17 protein-coding genes, 5 tRNA genes and 1 other RNA gene are annotated in these 15,454 nt (G+C 69.5%); 9 read left to right on the plus strand and 14 right to left on the minus strand.

Annotated features, from left to right (window positions below; genetic code table 11):
• The 7 genes from VFZ20_RS27225 to VFZ20_RS27255 all read left to right on the plus strand — a co-directional run.
• On the plus strand, window positions 1-222 hold a 222-nt coding region (locus VFZ20_RS27225; protein ID WP_329687116.1), incomplete at its 5' end, for an STAS domain-containing protein.
• A 42-nt stretch (window positions 223-264) separates the two neighbouring features.
• Window positions 265-337 (plus strand) — tRNA-Lys (locus tag VFZ20_RS27230).
• 31 nt (window positions 338-368) lie between these two features.
• Window positions 369-442, plus strand: a tRNA-Arg gene (locus tag VFZ20_RS27235).
• A 54-nt stretch (window positions 443-496) separates the two neighbouring features.
• Window positions 497-580 (plus strand) — tRNA-Leu (locus VFZ20_RS27240).
• 28 nt (window positions 581-608) lie between these two features.
• Window positions 609-692, plus strand: a tRNA-Leu gene (locus VFZ20_RS27245).
• A 25-nt stretch (window positions 693-717) separates the two neighbouring features.
• An RNA gene (gene rnpB / locus VFZ20_RS27250) (RNase P RNA component class A) lies at window positions 718-1,080 on the plus strand.
• A gap of 7 nt (window positions 1,081-1,087) precedes the next feature.
• Window positions 1,088-1,161: transfer RNA gene (locus tag VFZ20_RS27255), tRNA-Arg, on the plus strand.
• A 136-nt stretch (window positions 1,162-1,297) separates the two neighbouring features.
• On the opposite strand, the gene VFZ20_RS27260 is transcribed toward VFZ20_RS27255, so the two are convergent.
• Window positions 1,298-1,831 (minus strand): thioredoxin family protein, encoded by a 534-nt coding sequence (locus VFZ20_RS27260; protein ID WP_329687117.1) that lies wholly within the window; start codon window positions 1,829-1,831, stop codon window positions 1,298-1,300.
• 354 nt (window positions 1,832-2,185) lie between these two features.
• Here VFZ20_RS27260 and VFZ20_RS27265 point away from each other — a divergent pair, with 354 nt between their 5' ends.
• On the plus strand, window positions 2,186-3,328 hold the full coding sequence (locus VFZ20_RS27265) for a VLRF1 family aeRF1-type release factor (protein ID WP_329687118.1): 1,143 nt from the start codon (window positions 2,186-2,188) through the stop codon (window positions 3,326-3,328).
• A gap of 124 nt (window positions 3,329-3,452) precedes the next feature.
• Here VFZ20_RS27265 and VFZ20_RS27270 read toward each other — a convergent pair whose 3' ends face one another.
• A complete protein-coding gene (locus tag VFZ20_RS27270; protein WP_329687119.1) occupies window positions 3,453-3,779 on the minus strand; it encodes a hypothetical protein in 327 nt (108 codons plus the stop codon).
• A gap of 322 nt (window positions 3,780-4,101) precedes the next feature.
• Between VFZ20_RS27270 and VFZ20_RS27275 the strand changes: the two genes are divergently transcribed.
• Entirely contained in the window at window positions 4,102-4,731 is a 630-nt protein-coding gene (locus VFZ20_RS27275) for a hypothetical protein (RefSeq protein ID WP_329687120.1), read from the plus strand.
• 459 nt (window positions 4,732-5,190) lie between these two features.
• On the opposite strand, the gene VFZ20_RS27280 is transcribed toward VFZ20_RS27275, so the two are convergent.
• The 12 genes from VFZ20_RS27280 to VFZ20_RS27335 form a co-directional block, all read right to left on the minus strand.
• Entirely contained in the window at window positions 5,191-5,856 is a 666-nt protein-coding gene (locus tag VFZ20_RS27280; RefSeq protein ID WP_329687121.1) for a transglycosylase SLT domain-containing protein, read from the minus strand.
• Between the two features lie 58 nt (window positions 5,857-5,914).
• A complete protein-coding gene (gene moaC, locus VFZ20_RS27285; RefSeq protein ID WP_329687122.1) occupies window positions 5,915-6,409 on the minus strand; it encodes a cyclic pyranopterin monophosphate synthase MoaC in 495 nt (164 codons plus the stop codon).
• A gap of 310 nt (window positions 6,410-6,719) precedes the next feature.
• Window positions 6,720-7,862 (minus strand): DNA polymerase III subunit, encoded by a 1,143-nt coding sequence (locus tag VFZ20_RS27290; RefSeq protein ID WP_329687123.1) that lies wholly within the window; start codon window positions 7,860-7,862, stop codon window positions 6,720-6,722.
• Between the two features lie 271 nt (window positions 7,863-8,133).
• Window positions 8,134-9,372 (minus strand): murein hydrolase activator EnvC family protein, encoded by a 1,239-nt coding sequence (locus VFZ20_RS27295; protein WP_329687124.1) that lies wholly within the window; start codon window positions 9,370-9,372, stop codon window positions 8,134-8,136.
• Window positions 9,373-9,374: 2 nt separating this feature from the next.
• Window positions 9,375-10,232 carry a cell division protein FtsX gene (locus VFZ20_RS27300; protein WP_329687125.1) on the minus strand — a complete coding sequence of 286 codons (858 nt, stop codon included), beginning with the start codon at window positions 10,230-10,232 and terminating at the stop codon, window positions 9,375-9,377.
• Window positions 10,232-10,924, minus strand: a complete 693-nt coding sequence (gene ftsE / locus VFZ20_RS27305; protein ID WP_329687126.1) for a cell division ATP-binding protein FtsE — start codon at window positions 10,922-10,924, stop codon at window positions 10,232-10,234. Before ftsE ends, VFZ20_RS27300 begins: the two co-directional genes overlap by 1 nt.
• Window positions 10,925-10,974: 50 nt before the next feature.
• Window positions 10,975-11,946, minus strand: coding sequence for a 4-hydroxythreonine-4-phosphate dehydrogenase PdxA (gene pdxA, locus VFZ20_RS27310; protein ID WP_329687127.1), 972 nt, complete (start codon window positions 11,944-11,946; stop codon window positions 10,975-10,977).
• Between the two features lie 24 nt (window positions 11,947-11,970).
• Window positions 11,971-12,483 (minus strand): type II toxin-antitoxin system VapC family toxin, encoded by a 513-nt coding sequence (locus VFZ20_RS27315; protein ID WP_329687128.1) that lies wholly within the window; start codon window positions 12,481-12,483, stop codon window positions 11,971-11,973.
• On the minus strand, window positions 12,467-12,715 hold the full coding sequence (locus VFZ20_RS27320) for a hypothetical protein (protein ID WP_329687129.1): 249 nt from the start codon (window positions 12,713-12,715) through the stop codon (window positions 12,467-12,469). Before VFZ20_RS27320 ends, VFZ20_RS27315 begins: the two co-directional genes overlap by 17 nt.
• Before the next feature lie 238 nt (window positions 12,716-12,953).
• A complete protein-coding gene (locus tag VFZ20_RS27325; protein ID WP_329687130.1) occupies window positions 12,954-13,841 on the minus strand; it encodes an alpha/beta hydrolase in 888 nt (295 codons plus the stop codon).
• Between the two features lie 380 nt (window positions 13,842-14,221).
• Window positions 14,222-14,518 carry a S4 domain-containing protein gene (locus VFZ20_RS27330; protein ID WP_329687131.1) on the minus strand — a complete coding sequence of 99 codons (297 nt, stop codon included), beginning with the start codon at window positions 14,516-14,518 and terminating at the stop codon, window positions 14,222-14,224.
• On the minus strand, window positions 14,515-15,454 hold a 940-nt coding region (locus VFZ20_RS27335), incomplete at its 5' end, for a peptidylprolyl isomerase (RefSeq protein ID WP_329687132.1). The genes VFZ20_RS27330 and VFZ20_RS27335, both read right to left, overlap by 4 nt.

Consider the following 15,454-nt stretch of genomic DNA (forward strand, 5'->3'; position numbering starts at 1 on the left):
GTCGTGGTCGACCTGTCGAAGGCCACGTTCATCGATTCCACGACCCTCGGCGTGCTCGTTGGCGGCGTGAAGCGACTGCGCCCGGCGGGCGGCTCGCTGGCGATCGTCTGTGCCGACCAGAACATCTGCAAGATCTTCGAGATCACCGGTCTCGACCGCGTCTTCCCCATCCACGGGAGCCGCGACGAGGCACTCCAGGCCGTCTCGAACGCCGGGGAATAGGCCATCCGGCCCGCGGGCCGGCGTCTATCCTCTGAGACCCCTGGGCCGTTAGCTCAATTGGCAGAGCAGGGGACTCTTAATCCCAAGGTTGTAGGTTCGATTCCTACCCGGTGCACTTTCGCGGTCACGCGGGTTGGAAGGCTTGTGCGCCCATAGCTCAGCTGGATAGAGCGTCTGACTACGGATCAGAAGGTCGGGAGTTCGAATCTCTCTGGGCGCACCTTCGATGGATGGGTTTGAGACGTTGGACGGGTAGGCCGGCGAACCGGTTCATGCTCCTGTGGCGGAATTGGTAGACGCGCTAGATTCAGGATCTAGTGGGCGCAAGCTCGTGGAGGTTCGAGTCCTCTCGGGAGCACTGTTTCGCGGCACACCCCGATGCACCTGCCCAGGTGCTGAAACTGGTAGACAGGCCAGACTAAGGATCTGGTGCCTTAACCGGCGTGGAGGTTCGAGTCCTCTCCTGGGCACTTTGAAGGTTTGACAACACGGGTCGTGGGAGGCGAGTGAGGATCGCGGCGCGCATTGCGCGTCGAGGAAAGTCCGAGCTCCACAGGGCAGGGTGCCGGCTAACGGCCGGGCGTCGCGAGGCGACGGACAGTGCAACAGAAAGCAGACCGCCGATGGCCTTCGGGCTCAGGCAAGGGTGAAACGGTGCGGTAAGAGCGCACCGCGCGGCTGGCGACAGTCGTGGCACGGCAAACCCCACCCGGAGCAAGGCCGAGCAGGGACGAGGAGCTGCCCGCTCCGTCACCAGTCCCGGGTAGGCTGCACGAGGCCGGCGGCAACGCCGGTCCCAGAGAAATGATCCTCCCCCGGCGACGGGGACAGAACTCGGCTTATTTGCCTCCTTCGATCCACATGCGCGCTCGTAGCTCAGCTGGATAGAGCGCTAGCCTCCGGAGCTAGAGGTCACAGGTTCGAATCCTGTCGGGCGCATGTTCGAGAACTCCCGCGGTTGCTGCCTTCGCAGCGGCCGCGGGGGTTTTCGCGTTCTCCAGGGAATCGCGGGATCAGGAAGGGCGCGGAGACCCGGCTTCTCTCCGCGCCCTTCTTTCCCCGGGATGGACGGGGATCAGCCGGCGGCCATGATGTCGAGCAGGGCGCGCAGGGTGGTTTCTCCGCGGTCCTTGGCGTACCAACGGCGCACGTCGCGGTAGATGTCGTCCACGGGGCGCAGGCCGGCCTTCTTTTCCGTCAGCACGAAGTCCTGCAGCTCGGCGGGGCGCGGGCCCCAGGTGCCGGCGACGGTCCAGTCGGGCCGCAGCACCACGGCGATGGGGATGGAGCGCGATCCGTTGGTGAGGAACGCGTCCATGAGCTCCGCGTTCTCGTCGCGCTTTACCAGGCGGATCTGGATGCTGGGCAGCACCTCGGCCAGGCGCGCCATCACGGGCACGGTGTTGCTGGCGTCGCCGCACCAGTCTTCCGTGATCACCAGCATCTTCCAGTCGCCGATCGTCCCGCCGCGCTCCAGCGCCCACTCCGGCACCACGGCCCGGGCGTACACGCCGCGCCACAGCTCTTCCAGCTTCTTTACCTCGCCGTTGAGGTAGTCTTCCCAGGTGTACGCGCTATCCCAATACGTCCTGAAGTCCAGGTCGCTCATCTCGTCCTCTGCACATTCGTCGTAACAACAAAACTGCCTTGCTCCAATAAACCCATGCGCACGGTCGGGTCCAGGCAACTGCATTTTCACGCAGAGGGAGCAGGGGCAGCAGAGTACCCCAGCCTGCGCGGAAATGCAGTACTCTGCTGCCCCTGCTCCCTCTGCGTGAGAACAATCTTTAAATGCTTGAGGTTCCGAGACCTCAACTGTAGTGCTGACAAATACTTGGGAGACAGGCGGCGGGCGCGTGCGGTGCGGAAGCGGATGGGCAGCCTTCTTGCAAGTCGGGCGCGGACGGATTCGGAGATGGCCCGCCGGGGCAAGTCAGCCAACCAGTCAGAACCCAGCCAGACCATGATCAGCAGACAGGATCTCGAACGCCTGATCCAGCGGCAGAATGGTGGAAAGCCCGTGCTCTCCCTCTTTCTGGACATGTCGGTGGACAGCAACAACAAGCGCAACCACCACGTGTTCCTGGGGCAGAAGCGCGCGCAGTTCGAGGAGCTGGAGGGCAACCGCCCCATCACCACCGGAAACGGCAACGAGTCCGGGATGGGCACGCTGTTCGAGCGCATCCTGGCGTGGCTGGACACCGATTTCGACGAAAGCAACCGCGGCGTGGTGATCTACGCCGAGGTGGACGGCGACTGGTTCGAGACGCTGCAGTTCCCCGTGCCCGTGCAAAACCGGCTGGTGGTGGCCGACCGGCCCGTCGTGGGTCCGCTGGCGCAGGTGCTCAAGAGCTACGAGCACTACGGCGTGATCCTCATGGACCGCGAGCACGTGCGCATCCTGAGCGTGCACCTGGGCACCCTGCTGGACGAGCTGGAGTTCCACGGCGACCCGCTGGCGCCCACCACCAACCACCACGTGCAGGCGGGGGGCTACTCGCACAAGCGCTTCCAGCGGCACAAGCTCGAGGAGATGCGCCACTTCTTCAAGGACTTCGCCGACGAGGTGGAGAAGTTCGTGGCACGCTACCAGCCCTCGGCGCTGGTGCTCATGGGCACGGACCAGAACGTGGCCCGCTTCAAGGAGTTCCTGCCGCAGACGGTTGCCGACCTGGTGATCCACACGGGTCCCGCGCCCGTGGACGGCCCCGCGGCCGAGATCCTGGCGCGCCTGGAGCCGCACCTCAGGCAGGAGCAGGAGCGCGAGAGCCAGGAGCTGCTGGAGCAGGTGCGCGACCGCGCCCGCCACGACTACCTGGCCACGGCCGGCCTGCAGGGCACCCTCACGGCGCTCCAGGAGGGCAAGGTCGACACGCTCGTCGTCGCCCGCGACGGGCAGACGCAGGGCGCGCGCTGCAGCCAGTGCGGCTTTGTCTTCGTCCGCGACGTCAACCGCTGCCCGTACGACGGCAACGAGACCATGGAGACGGTGGACGTGCTGGAGGAGATGGTGCGCCTGGCCGAGCAGCAGGGCGCCGACATCCAGTTCGCCGACGCCAACGCCATCGCCGACCTGCGCGGCGCCGCGGCCCTCCTGCGCTTCTAGCCGCGCGGGGCCGGATATGACGAACGCGCCGCCGGCGAGTAGATCGCCGGCGGCGCGTTCTTTGTCCCTTCCGAGGCCGTAGCCCGCTATTCCCTATTCCCTGTTCCCTATTCCCTGCAGTTCCCTACGCGCAGATGCTGGCCCCCGGGCACGTCTCCCACGTCTGGCAGTCGCAGTACGTGTACCCGGTGTTGGGCGGGCAGCCGCAGGTGGCGTCGCAGGTGCCGCCGCAGCTGGCGTAGCACGTACCATAGCACGACGCGTAGCCCGTTCCGCACGGGTTCACGCACGAGCCGTCCCGCGTACAGCCGCCGTCGCACGTGCCAAAGCACGACTCGTCGGCGTACTCCGTCCATTCGTGGCCCGGCACCGTGCCGCGCACGGGCTCGCTCCCCGTGGCCGCGAACGACTCCACCTGCAGCGAATCCAGCGACAGCTTGAGCTTGCGCATCTCGTCCTCCGTTGGATGGATGTGGATCGCCCGCGCGCCGCGGACGCGTGGCAATGATGCGCAAATCGTCCTGAACAGGAAAGGGGAACGGATGAAGGTCCGGCGATTCGTTGATGCGCGTCCGCCGCGGGCCGGGATCGGGACGACACGGATCGGGTAATGCGGCACGGCGGAAAAGGCAGGGAACAAATGATGTGACGGGCGGGCGTATCCATCGTCTACACGATCCGCACGTATATCGTATACACCAGGAACTTGACACCGCGTCGATCCCGCCCCAACGTTCCCCATCCTCCCCAAATCACCGATGATTCTCACCGCCATGCCGTCACCCGCACTGGACGCGGACGCGCGGGGTCGCCTGCAGAGCGAGCTCCTGGGGCTCGAGGGCATCCGCCGCGTGATCGTGGACGACGACGCACCCCTGCGCATCTGGCTGGTGTGCGAGCGCACGGACGCACCCGTGGAGATGCTGGTGCGCAGCATCCTGGCCCGCGACGGCCTGCGCGCCGATGACGCCGAGGTGCACGTGAGCTACCTGGCCATGCCGGAGCCGCGCCGCCGCGTGCGTTTTGTCTCCGCGCGCATGGCCATGCCCCGCTTTGGCCGCGCCCGCGCCGAGGTGGAGTTGGAGTGGGGCGGACAGACCTTTGCCGACGCCGTGGAGGGCGAGACGGGGAACGCCATGGAGCTGCGCCACGCCGCACAGGCCACGCTGGGCGCCCTGGCGGGCATCCTGAACGGGCGGATGCAGTTCTCGCTCGTGGGCATCAAGAGCGTGCGTGCATTCGACACGGACCTCGTGGTGGTGCTGCTGCGCACGGACAACGTGAACCCGCTGATCGGCGCGTCGCTGGCGACGAGCGACACGTACCGCTCCGCCGCGCTGGCCGTGCTCAACGCCACCAACCGCGTGCTGGGCAACTACCTGTCGAACGTCGAGAACTCGTAGGGCGGGTCGGCGGGCAGATCGAGTGCTTGCACAGGCGGAGCGCCCCCCATCCCCGACCCTTCCCCCACAAACGGCGTGGGGGAAGGGAGAACCCAGCCGCGCACATCACTGATCCTCCTCACCGTTTTTGATTTCCTGAGGAGGCGCCGCGCGATCCCTGTCCGTGCGCGAACTCTGGCGCCGACCGAAGGATCTCCTTTCCGAGCCGAGGGGCCTGAATTTCCGACCGTGGACTACGCAGGCCGGCATCCGTCGCGGTCGCCGCGACCGAGCGGCGACGGGCAAGGTCCTTCGGGGCCGCACACATCCTTGCACGGGTCGAGTTAGCGAGGGTCCCTCAGGAAAAAGCTGCTTTCCGGATCCCGTATAACAGGCGGAGGACGTGCCCATCAACCGAGTCGCCCCGCCCGGCAGGAGCCGGACGGGGCGACACGCGTTGGGCGGATCAGGCAGCGCAGGCTACCAGCGGGCGCGCTTGCCCCGGCCCAGCACCATGGAGACGTACCCGTTGTTGGGGTCCTGCCCGGCCCGCAGCAGCTGGTCCACGCGGTCCGGACCGCGGTTGTAGGCCAGCAGGGCCAGCTCCAGGTTGCCGTTGTACTTTACCACGAGCGTGCGAAGGTAGCGAAAGCCGATGCGCAGGTTGGTGTCGCGGTCGAACAGGTCCTCGCGGTTCACCCCGTTCTTGAAGTACCGCGCCGTGCTGGGCATGAGCTGCGTGAGGCCCACGGCGCCCACGGGGCTCACGGCCCGGCGGTTGAACTCGCTCTCGGCGCGCACCAAGCCAAAGGCCACGTGCGGCTCGATGCCCTCGGCCAGGGCAATGTCCTCGATGCGCTCGGCAAGGTCCGCCGGAATGCCGAACTTGGCGGAGTTCTCGTGAATTCTCTTCAGCCGGTCGATCTCGACCCGCTGAAGCTCCAGCGCGCCTTCCGGCGCGATGACTCCCAGGCGTTCCTTCCACTGCACGACAACGCCGGACTCCGCCGACTTGGCGCCCATGAAAAAGGCGGCCAGGCACAGCGTGCTGCCCACGATGGCCGCGCGGGCCGAGGCGGGCAGATCCCAGCGTTGTTGTTTGCGGGCCTCGACCTCGGCCTGCAGCTTCAGGATCAGTGACTGCATGGATGGTCCTCCGTGGTGTGCACAGGTCGGACCCCCATTGAGCAAGCGGTATGCCCGCTCACCCCTCCGTGGACGCTCGCCACACCCCGCTGCGTCCACCTTCCTTGCGCAGCAGGCGAACGCCACCCATCTCCATCCCGCGGTCGCGCGCCTTGCACATGTCGTAAACGGTAAGGAGCGCGCACGATACGGCGGTGAGCGCCTCCATCTCCACCCCGGTCTTTGCGTCCACTGTAACGATGGCCAAAACGCGCAGCCCGGGCAGGGAATCGTCGGGCTTGACATCCACCTCCACCGACGTCAGCGGGATGGAATGACACAGGGGAATGAGGTCGGGCGTGCGCTTGGCCCCCATGATTCCGGCCAGCCGGGCGATGACGAGTACGTTGCCCTTGGGCGTGTCGCCGGCCACAATGGCGGCCAGCGTCTCGGGCGCCATGCGGATGAACCCTTCCGCCACGGCCGTGCGGCGGGTGACGGGCTTGTCGCCCACGTCCACCATGCGCGGCTGGCCGTGCTCGTCCAAGTGCGTAAAGGAGCGGTCGTCGGTCATCGGTGAATGCGTCGGGATGCGGTTCCGCAGCGGGTGGGACATCCGTGCCCTGGTGCCGCAAACGGATGGCGCGTCAAGGGAGACGGCAGTGCGAGAGTGCGAAAGTGCGAAAGTGCGGGCACAAGCAGGGATCCGGCACGGCAGCGGACGCCCGGCCGAAGCGGATAAACCCGCCGCTGGGGAAGCCATAAGCCCCGTCTCGATTCGCTGCGCTCACCGAACGAGGCTTCAACAGCCGTGAGGGCGAATCTCCGCGCCATTGTCGCAGTTACTTTCGCACTTTCGCACTCCCGCACTTTCGCACTGCTGTTCAGCTCAGCGCACGCCGCACGGAACGCAGCAGGTCCGACAGGATCAGCTGCGGATTCACGTTGCCGCCGGCCATCTCCTGCGCTTCCTGCACGTGCAGGATGGCGCGCGCCACACCTTCGGCGCGCAGGCCGGGGCGGCTGGCCAGCCTGCGCAGCAGCGCCTCGTCCGCGCCGGCGTAGGCCACGGTGTCGGGCGCGCCGGCGGCGATGGCCATCAGGTCGCGCAGCCAGAGCGCCAGCGACTCCAGCGTCCCCGTGAACTCGCCGCGCGCGCCGGACGGCGCCACGGCGTTGGCCGCCGCGAACCGCGCCGCCTCGCTGTCCGCCAGGGCGGCCTGCAGCAGCTCGCGCCCCGTCTCGCGCTGGCGCTGCAGCGTCCCCGCGTTTCCGCCCGCGGGTGCCAGCCGCAGCGCCCGCCCGATCGCGCCTTCCGACACGGCCGCGAGCGACGCGGCCTCCCCATCCGCCATCTTGAGCTCGCGGACCAGGAAGTCGCGCACCTCGTCCGCCGTCAGCCGCAGCAGGCGGATGGGCAGCACGCGCGACTTGATGGTGGGCAGCAGGGCGCCGGGGTTGGAGGAGGTGAGGATGAGCGTGGTGTCCGCAGGCGGCTCCTCCAGCAGCTTGAGGAACGCGTTGGCGGCCTCCTGGCTGGATTCCTGGGGCACCATGGCCTCCGCGTCGCCCACGACGAACACCTTGCGCGAGCCCACGGCGGGGCGCATGCCGGCCAGGCGCTGCAGGTTCTGGATGGTGCCCATGAAGTACGCGGGCGCCTTGTCGAACTGCGGCACGTGGTGCGGGTTGGCGCGGCGCGCCTCCAGCTCGACGCCGCGCGCCTCCTCCAGCTTGTCGCGCAGCTTTTCGGGCGTGGCCGCGTCGGGGCGGGGGAGGGGAAAGAACCAGTGGACGTCCGGATGCTCCAGCCGGTCGATGCTGCGGCAGCTGCGGCACTGGCCGCACGGCCCGTCGGCGCGCGGCGCTTCGCACATCACCCGCTGCGCCAGCCACATCGCCATGCGCTCCTTGCCGATGCCGGCGGGGCCGTGCACCAGCAGCGACTGCGACAGGTTGCCCGCGCGCGCGGCGGACGCGAGCATGGCGCGCGCGTCGGCGTGGCCGTAGACGGGAGGGAGCGGCATGAACTGCAGGGAATAGGGAACAGGGAATAGGGAATAGCCTGCAAACCGCAGCTGCGGGTTACAGGGGACAGGTTACAGCGAACGGCCGGCAACGACAACGGCGACCCGCGCGAGCTCCGCCTCCGGAGAAGTGGAAGCCCCGTTCGGCGAGCGTCAGCGAGCCGAGACGGGGCTTATGGCTTTCCCAGCGGCGGGTTTACCCGCTCAGGCTCGAGGCGCGCTACGCGCGTCCGCCGTTACTCTCGCACTTTCGCACTCTCGCACTGCCGTTCTATCCGCGCCGGCGCAGCCACGTGATGGGATCCACGGCCGCGCCGCCCGGCTCGCGGATCTGGAATTCCACGTGCGCACCCTCCGGCGTCCCCTCGCCACCCACCGTGCCGATGGTCTGGCCCTTGGTGATCTGCGCGCCCGGACGCACGTGGATCTCGCGCAGGTACAGGTACAGCGAGTAGTAGCCGCCGCCGTGGCTGACGACCACCGTGGGGCCGTAGCCCTCGAACGGCGCCGCCATCTCCACCGTCCCGGCCTCCACCGCGCGCACCGCCGTCCCCGCCGCCGCGCCGATGCCGATGCCGTTGTAGCGGATGGTGGTCCCGTTGCTCTGCGTGGCCCGGCCAAAGCTGTACACCACGCGGCCACCCACGGGCCAGTCCAGCGCCCCCAGGTCCGCCGTCGTCATGGTGGACGGGGCGGGGCGGGGCGGGGGACGGTTGGCGTTCCCGGGCGCGGCGGCCGCGGCTGCGGCTGCGCGGCGCTCGTTCTCGCGGCGGCGGCGCTCCAGGTCCGCGATCACGCCCGTCATCCTGCGCTCGTCGCGGGCCAGCGACTCCAGGCGCGTGTTCGCGCGCCGCTCCGTCGTCCGCAGCTCCGTGAGCGTGGCGCCCCGCGACGCGCGCAGGGTGGCCAGCGTGGCGTTTTCCTGCTCACGCTCCGACTGCAGGTACTGGATGTCGCTCAGGCTGCGCCGCAGCTCGTGCTCGCGCATCTCCAGCTCCCGCGCCAGCTCCGACACCTCCGACACCAGCGAGCGGTCGCGCCGGGCCACCAGGTACAGGTACTTGTAGCGGTTCAGCAGGTCGCTGAAGCTGTCCGCCGTGAGCAGCACCTGCGCGTTGTGCACGGGGCCGCGCTTGTAGATGTCGCGCAGCCGGCGGTTGAGCTGGTCGCGCTTGTCCTGCAGCTCGCCCTGCGTGGCGATCATCTCCGCCGTCGTCTCGTCGATCTTACGGGCCGTCTCGTCCAGCTGCAGGTTGATCTCCCGCAGCAGTGACGCAGAGACCTGCTGCTGCCGCTGGATGTTGCGGATCTCGGCCGAGACGTCGCCCACGCGGCTGCGGATGCGCGACAGCTCGCCCCGCAGCTGCTGCCGCTCCTGGCGGATCTGCTGCAGGCGGCGCTGGCTCTCGCTGATCTCGCGCGCGGGGTCCTGCTGCGCGCCCACGGCAAAGGGCAGCGCGGCAAGGCCGGCGAGCAGCACCCCCAGGGCGGCGCGGCGCACTCCGTTCATCGTCACACCTGCGACAGGTGGCGGCGCACGGCGATCAGGCTGCTCAGCAGGCCGAACGCCGTTCCCCCGATCACGGTAAGCACGATCCACTCGGCGGGCACCCACTCCACGCGGAACATGGTGCTGCCCAGCAGCCGGTACGTGGCCCAGGTGAGCCCCGCCGCCAGCAGGCCGCCCAGCAGCCCGCTGGCCAGGCCTTCCAGGAGGAACGGGCGCTGGACGAAGCCGTCCGTGGCGCCCACCAGCCGCATGATGCCGATCTCCTCGCGCCGGGCGAACACGGTGATGCGCACGGCCGTGGCGATGACGATGGCCGCCACCAGCGCGAACGCCCCGCCGATCACCATGGCCACGCCCGCGGCAATGCGGCGCAGCATGTAGATGGTGTCCAGCCAGTCGCGGCCGTAGCGAACCTCCTCCACGAACGCGTACGCCTGGATGCGCTTGGCCACGCGCTCCACCTCGGCCGGGCTGGCGCTGCCGGGCTTCATCCGCACCTCGAAGCTGGCCGGGAGCGGGTTGTTCTCCAGGTCGCCGGCGATGTCCTTGAACTCCTCCATCTCGGCCATGGCCGTGGCCAGCGCCTCGGTCTTGTTCACGAAGCGCACGCCGGCCACCTGCGGCAGGGCCCGGATCTCCTGCTCGGCGCTCGCCCGCTGCGTGTCCGTGGCCTCGTCCGTCAGGTAGGCCACGATCTCCACCTTCTCCTCCACCTTCTCGATGGCGCGGCGGATGTTGAACGCCGTGAGCCCAAAGAGCCCGATGACGAACAGGGCAAAGGCGATGGCGATGACCGACAGCCCCGTGAGCATGGGCGTGCGGCGAAAGGCGGCCAGGGCCTCGCGAAGGGCGTACGGCATTACACCTTCTCCGCTTCCAGGGCCGCGGCCGACGAGTCGTACACGATGGACCCCTGCGCCAGCTCCACCACGCGGTACTCGGGGTGCGCGCGGACGAGCGCCAGGTCGTGCGTGGCCATCAGCACCGTCATCCCCATGGCGTTGATCTCCCGGAACAGCTCGAAGACGCCCTTGGCTGCCCACTCGTCCAGGTTGCCCGTGGGCTCGTCCGCCAGCAGCACCAGCGGCTCGTTGGCCAGGGCGCGCGCCACGGCCACGCGCTGGCGCTCGCCGCCGGAGAGCTCGTCGGGAAAGGCCCGCGCCTTGTGGGCGAGGCCGACCTGCGCCAGCAGCCGGTTGACCCGCGGGCCGATGGCGGAGCGCTTGGTGCCCGTTACCTCCAGGGCGAACGCCACGTTCTCCTCGGCCGTGCGGTCGCGCAGCAGGCGAAAGTCCTGGAACACCACGCCCAGCTTTCGCCGCAGCAGGGGGATCTCCCGCCGGCGGATGAGCTTGGACGAATAGCCGGAGACGCGCACCTCGCCCGCCGAGGGCAGGTCCGCCATCTGCAGCAGGCGAAGCACGGTGCTCTTTCCCGCGCCGGAGTGGCCCGTGAGGAACACCAGCTCGCCCTTGTTGACGTGCAGCGTCACGTCGCGGAGTGCCGTGCCGGAGCGCGGGTACTCCTTGTAGACCGATGTAAGCCTGATCACGCGAGAACTTCCGCGGGGAGGATTATTGCAAGCGCGGATTGCGGAAGAATTTAGTCCCGATCCGCCGCCCTGTCAAAACGCCGCGCCAGCCGCACCGCCAGGAGGATGGCCTCCTTCATGGACGACGGGTCCGCCCGGCCCGTCCCCGCGATGTCCAGCGCCGTCCCGTGGTCCGGCGACGTGCGCGGAAACGGCAGCCCCAGCGTCACGTTCACCCCCGCGCCGAACGCGGCCGTCTTGAACGCGGCCATCCCCACGTCGTGGTACGGCGCCACCACCGCGTCGAACTCGCCCCGGACGGCGCGGGTGAAGACGGTGTCCGCCGGGATGGGGCCCCGCGCGGCTACCCCCGCGTCCGCCAGGGCGGCAAGCGCCGGCTCCACGATGCGCGCCTCTTCGTCCCCGAACAGCCCCCCGTCGGACGCGTGCGGGTTCACGGCGCAGAGCGCGATCCGGGGCGCGGCGATCCCCCACAGCCGCCGCAGCCCGTCCGCCGTAAGGCGCGCCTGGCGCACCAGCAGGTCCGCCGAGAGCGCGGCGGGAACGTCGCGCAGGGCCAGGTGCGTCGTGGCAAGCACCACGCGCAGGGCACCGCCCAGGGCCGTGCGCTCGGCGGCCATCATCATCACCACGTCCGGGGCGCCCGTGAGCTCGCCCAGCATCTCCGTGTGGCCGGGGTAGTGCCACCCGCCGGCACGAAACGCGTTCTTCTCGATGGGCGCCGTCACGATGGCGTCCACCTTGCCCGCCAGGGCCATCCCCACGGCGATGCGGATGGCCTCGCCCGCCACCCGCCCGGCCGCGGCCGGACCGTCCGCCGCCGTCCATGCCCCGGCGGAGACGTCGCCCGCGCCGGTCCGCAGGAGCGCGTCCGGCCCCACGAGGACGAAGTCCGCCGCCGCGGCGACCTCCGCGTCCGCCAGCGCCGCCGCCGTGACCTCCGGCCCGATGCCGCGCGGGTCTCCCAGCGTGATGGCGACGCGGGGGCGTGTGGACAGGTCGGGCTGGTGGCGCGTGTTCATGGTTCTCCGTTCCAGGTTTCTACGTCAGTCACTCGCCCCGGCAAGGGCCTCCAGCTCCTCGGGCCGCTGCTGGAGCGGGTTGAACACGGTGAGCCCGCTCTCCCGCGCCGCCTCGGCCAAGCCCCGATCCGCCGTGACGAAGACGAGCCGCCCGCCTTGCGCCACCAGGGCCAGCGCTGTCGCGAGGTGAATGGCGTCCGCCGCCCCAATGGCGTACTCCGGGTGTGCCCGAAGCAGATCCGCCGCCGCTTCCACTTGGTCGTCGGAGAGCGGAACGATCGTAAACGCCGGGCGGCTCAGGTCCCGACGCAAGGCGTCGACCACCTGCGGGTGAAGGCTGTAGTAGTGCTTTTCGTGCGGCGTCTTGCCGCGGGCGTACTTGCCGAATGCCGAGATCACCTCCGGCTCGATGAGGCTGGAGACGATGAAGCCGCCCCACCGGTCAAAGCCGCCCGTGATCTGGCGCATCCTCCGCGTGCTCTCGCCCTCGTGCAGATATCGCTTGGCGAGCGCGCACGCGTCAAGGAAGAGGGGCATGTCCCGGACGCGTGGAGGCGTTCGTCCGGAGCAGCTTCCGGAACGGCGCGGACAACCGTTCGGCGAGTCGGCGCGACGCGCTCGGCGGAGGGTAGAAGAACGCCTCCGGGATCTCGGGCAAGGGCTCGTCGAGCGTACCGATGCGCACGTTGTATCCCGCCGCGCGCAACCGCACGACCCACTCGGGCACTCGCTGCTGCGCCTCGGGCACTTCCTGCTGCGTCTCGAGCATGTCTTTCTCCCCGTCGAGCGTAGTCACGACACGTCTGACGCCAAGGCTACAAGCGATCGGAATTCCTGTCAACTGTGCACCTTTGTGGAGCAAGGCTGTCACAATCGACGCGATCCGATGGGCTCTGCGGCGCATCATTTGGCCGACGAAGATGCAGGCGAGCGGGGCAGAATGGGCCGATGAGCATCCCGGAACCCGACGCACCCGGCACGCGGACGGGTTCCGAGAGAAAAACGGCTCAGCCGGAGGCGTGGGAGCGAAGGCGGGTGAGGATGTCGCGGGAGCGGGTCCACAGGAGGGAGCCGCCGGCATCCGGATCGACCGTGCGGGTGGACCGGGGCAGGCGCTCCGCCAGCGTCGCGCCGAAGTCCGGCGAGTGGACGGTGCTGGTGTCCAGCACTCCGTACCAGAGGTCCACCGGCACGTGGACCTCCTCCGGCCGCACGAGCCACGGACCCAGGGCGTTCACCAAGTCGCGCGCGTAGCCGTCCGCGCCCTGGCCGAAGCCCTCCGCCAGCGCTGTCCGATACGCGTCCGCGAAGTCCGGGCGCTCGTACAGCGCGCGGTCCGTCTCGCTGCTCATCCCCGCGATCAGCCCCCACAGCCACTCCGCCGTCGCCGTAGCCGCCACGTGCCGCTCGAACCCAGCCGCGTCCGCCTCGACCGTCGCGAGCATCGCGGCGACGTCCGGGTGCAGCAGGGGGCGGATGCCAGGATGGCCCAGCTCGTCCTGCCCCGCGACGAGGGCGGCCGCCGTGACCAGGCCGCGCCCGGCGAGGGCCAGCGCGAACACCGCGCCCTGCGAGAACCCGACAGCGAGCGGCGACTCCAGCCCGCGCGCGCCGATGAGCTCCGCCACGTCGTCCGCCCAGCTGGACAGCGTCTTGGCGGGATGCGGATCGCTCGCCCCCAGCCCGGCCCGGTCGATGGCCATCAGGCGCAGATCGAGCTCCGCCACCTCTGCCGCGCCGAACCCCAGCCAGCCGCTCATCCCCGCGCCGGGGCAGAAGAGGATGGGCCGGCCGTCCGCCGGGCCCCACTCGGACCAGGCGAGCCGGCGCCCATCCGAAAGCCGCAGCGCGTCCCGGCGCTCCGGCGGCGTCACCACCCCATGCGTGTGCTGCATCGATCTCGTTCAGCGTGTCCGTGTGCGAGCTGTCTTCTGTACTGAATCCGCATAAACACTGCGGGTAGGCGTTGATTTCCTGAGAGAGCTCCCGCGGGACTCGCCGCTCACGAGACTACAGGCGCGACCGAAGGATCTCCTTCGCGGGGCAGGGACTTCGCTACGGGACTGGGCCCTTGCCAGGGCGGGAAGATCCTTCGGGGCCACACGCAGCCATGCACGGTCGAGTTCGCGAGGGCCCCTCAGGAAACAACTGCTTTTCCGGATCCGGAATAAGCGCGGGCAATCTCGGCGATCGGACCGGGATGCGAAACGGCCCCCTCCGGAGATTCCGGAGAGGGCCGCTGTCGTTCATCCACCGAGATCCGTCGAGCCGTGGGTCAGAACGGCTCCTCGCGGATCTTTTCGTCCTTGAGCACGCGGTACAGGTCGCGGGCCGCCTTCTTCGACACGCTCTTGCCGGGCAGCTCCAGCAGCTCCAGCTCCAGCAGCCGCGACGGGTACCGGATGTTGATCTGCCGGCCGGCCGCCACCGTGTCGCTGGGCCGCGCGCGCTTGCCGTCCAGCGTGACCGCCCCCGCCTCGCACGCCGCCTTGGCCTCGCTGCGGCTCTTCGTCAGACAGAGACGGTGGAGCAGCACGTCCACGCGCAGGGGCTCGGCCGCGGGCGTGCTCACATCCGCACCGTGACGTAGGTCTCGCGGCGCAGCTCCGCCAGCAGGCGCTCCATGGACTTTTGCTCGCGCAGCATCTGCGTGATGCGCTCGCGCTGCTCGTCCACGGTGTAGTCGCCGGCCGTCTGGCGGCTGGTCACCCGCAGCACGGCGAAGGCCGGGGTGGGGCCGTTCTCCACCTGCAGGGGCCCCGCGACGGTGTTGGGCTGCGCGCCCTCCAGGGCCGAGACGAACGCGGGCGGCAGGCGGTCCAGCGGCACGTCGGCCTGGAAGCGCGCGGCGTCGGGCGTGTCGTAGCGGGCGGCCAGCTCCGGGGCCGAGGCGCCGTTGCGGATGGCCGTGGCCACCGAATCGGCCCGCTGACGGGCGCGGTCGATGTCCGCCTGGGTAATGTCGGGGCGGATGAGGATGTGGCGGGCCTGGCGCTCGGGGCCGCGCGTGCGCTCCAGCTTGATGATGTGGAAGCCGAACTCCGTCTCCACGATCCCGCTGGTTTGTCCGGGGCGCATGGCGAACACCACCTGGTCGAACGTGCGGACCATCTGCCCCTGGCGGAACCAGCCCAGGTCGCCGCCGCGCTCGCGGGTGCCGTCCGTGCCGTAGCGGCGGGCCAGCACCTCGAACTCGGCGCCCTCGCCCAGCTCGCGCAACACCTGCTCGGCCGTGCGCAGGGCCGCCGCGCGGGCCGAGTCGCTGGCCACGGGCCGCACGATGACCTGCTGGAACGAGACGCTGGCCGGGCGCGCGCCAAAGCGCTGCCGGTTGGCCTCGAAGAAGGCGCGGATCTCGGCGTCGCTCACGGCGGGCGGCGCCATCTCGCCCGTGCGCTGGCGGATGAAGCGCTGCACGAGGGTCTGGTCGGCGAACTGGCGGGCCAGCTCGGCGCGGTAGCTCTCGGGCGTGCGCCCCGCCTCGGCCAGGGCCTGGCTGAAGGCGGCC

The organism is Longimicrobium sp., assembly GCF_036280135.1.
Lineage (GTDB): Bacteria > Gemmatimonadota > Gemmatimonadetes > Longimicrobiales > Longimicrobiaceae > Longimicrobium.

What these genes read in the sequence shown, in the direction of transcription:
- VFZ20_RS27260 (WP_329687117.1), bottom strand. Translation starts at nt 1,831, where the DNA reads ATGAGCGACCTGGACTTCAGGACGTATTGGGATAGCGCGTACACCTGG.
- VFZ20_RS27265 (WP_329687118.1), top strand. Translation starts at nt 2,186, where the DNA reads ATGATCAGCAGACAGGATCTCGAACGCCTGATCCAGCGGCAGAATGGT.
- VFZ20_RS27270 (WP_329687119.1), bottom strand. Translation starts at nt 3,779, where the DNA reads ATGCGCAAGCTCAAGCTGTCGCTGGATTCGCTGCAGGTGGAGTCGTTC.
- VFZ20_RS27275 (WP_329687120.1), top strand. Translation starts at nt 4,102, where the DNA reads ATGCCGTCACCCGCACTGGACGCGGACGCGCGGGGTCGCCTGCAGAGC.
- VFZ20_RS27280 (WP_329687121.1), bottom strand. Translation starts at nt 5,856, where the DNA reads ATGCAGTCACTGATCCTGAAGCTGCAGGCCGAGGTCGAGGCCCGCAAA.
- moaC (WP_329687122.1), bottom strand. Translation starts at nt 6,409, where the DNA reads ATGACCGACGACCGCTCCTTTACGCACTTGGACGAGCACGGCCAGCCG.
- VFZ20_RS27290 (WP_329687123.1), bottom strand. Translation starts at nt 7,862, where the DNA reads ATGCCGCTCCCTCCCGTCTACGGCCACGCCGACGCGCGCGCCATGCTC.
- VFZ20_RS27295 (WP_329687124.1), bottom strand. Translation starts at nt 9,372, where the DNA reads ATGAACGGAGTGCGCCGCGCCGCCCTGGGGGTGCTGCTCGCCGGCCTT.
- VFZ20_RS27300 (WP_329687125.1), bottom strand. Translation starts at nt 10,232, where the DNA reads ATGCCGTACGCCCTTCGCGAGGCCCTGGCCGCCTTTCGCCGCACGCCC.
- pdxA (WP_329687127.1), bottom strand. Translation starts at nt 11,946, where the DNA reads ATGAACACGCGCCACCAGCCCGACCTGTCCACACGCCCCCGCGTCGCC.
- VFZ20_RS27315 (WP_329687128.1), bottom strand. Translation starts at nt 12,483, where the DNA reads ATGCCCCTCTTCCTTGACGCGTGCGCGCTCGCCAAGCGATATCTGCAC.
- VFZ20_RS27320 (WP_329687129.1), bottom strand. Translation starts at nt 12,715, where the DNA reads ATGCTCGAGACGCAGCAGGAAGTGCCCGAGGCGCAGCAGCGAGTGCCC.
- VFZ20_RS27325 (WP_329687130.1), bottom strand. Translation starts at nt 13,841, where the DNA reads ATGCAGCACACGCATGGGGTGGTGACGCCGCCGGAGCGCCGGGACGCG.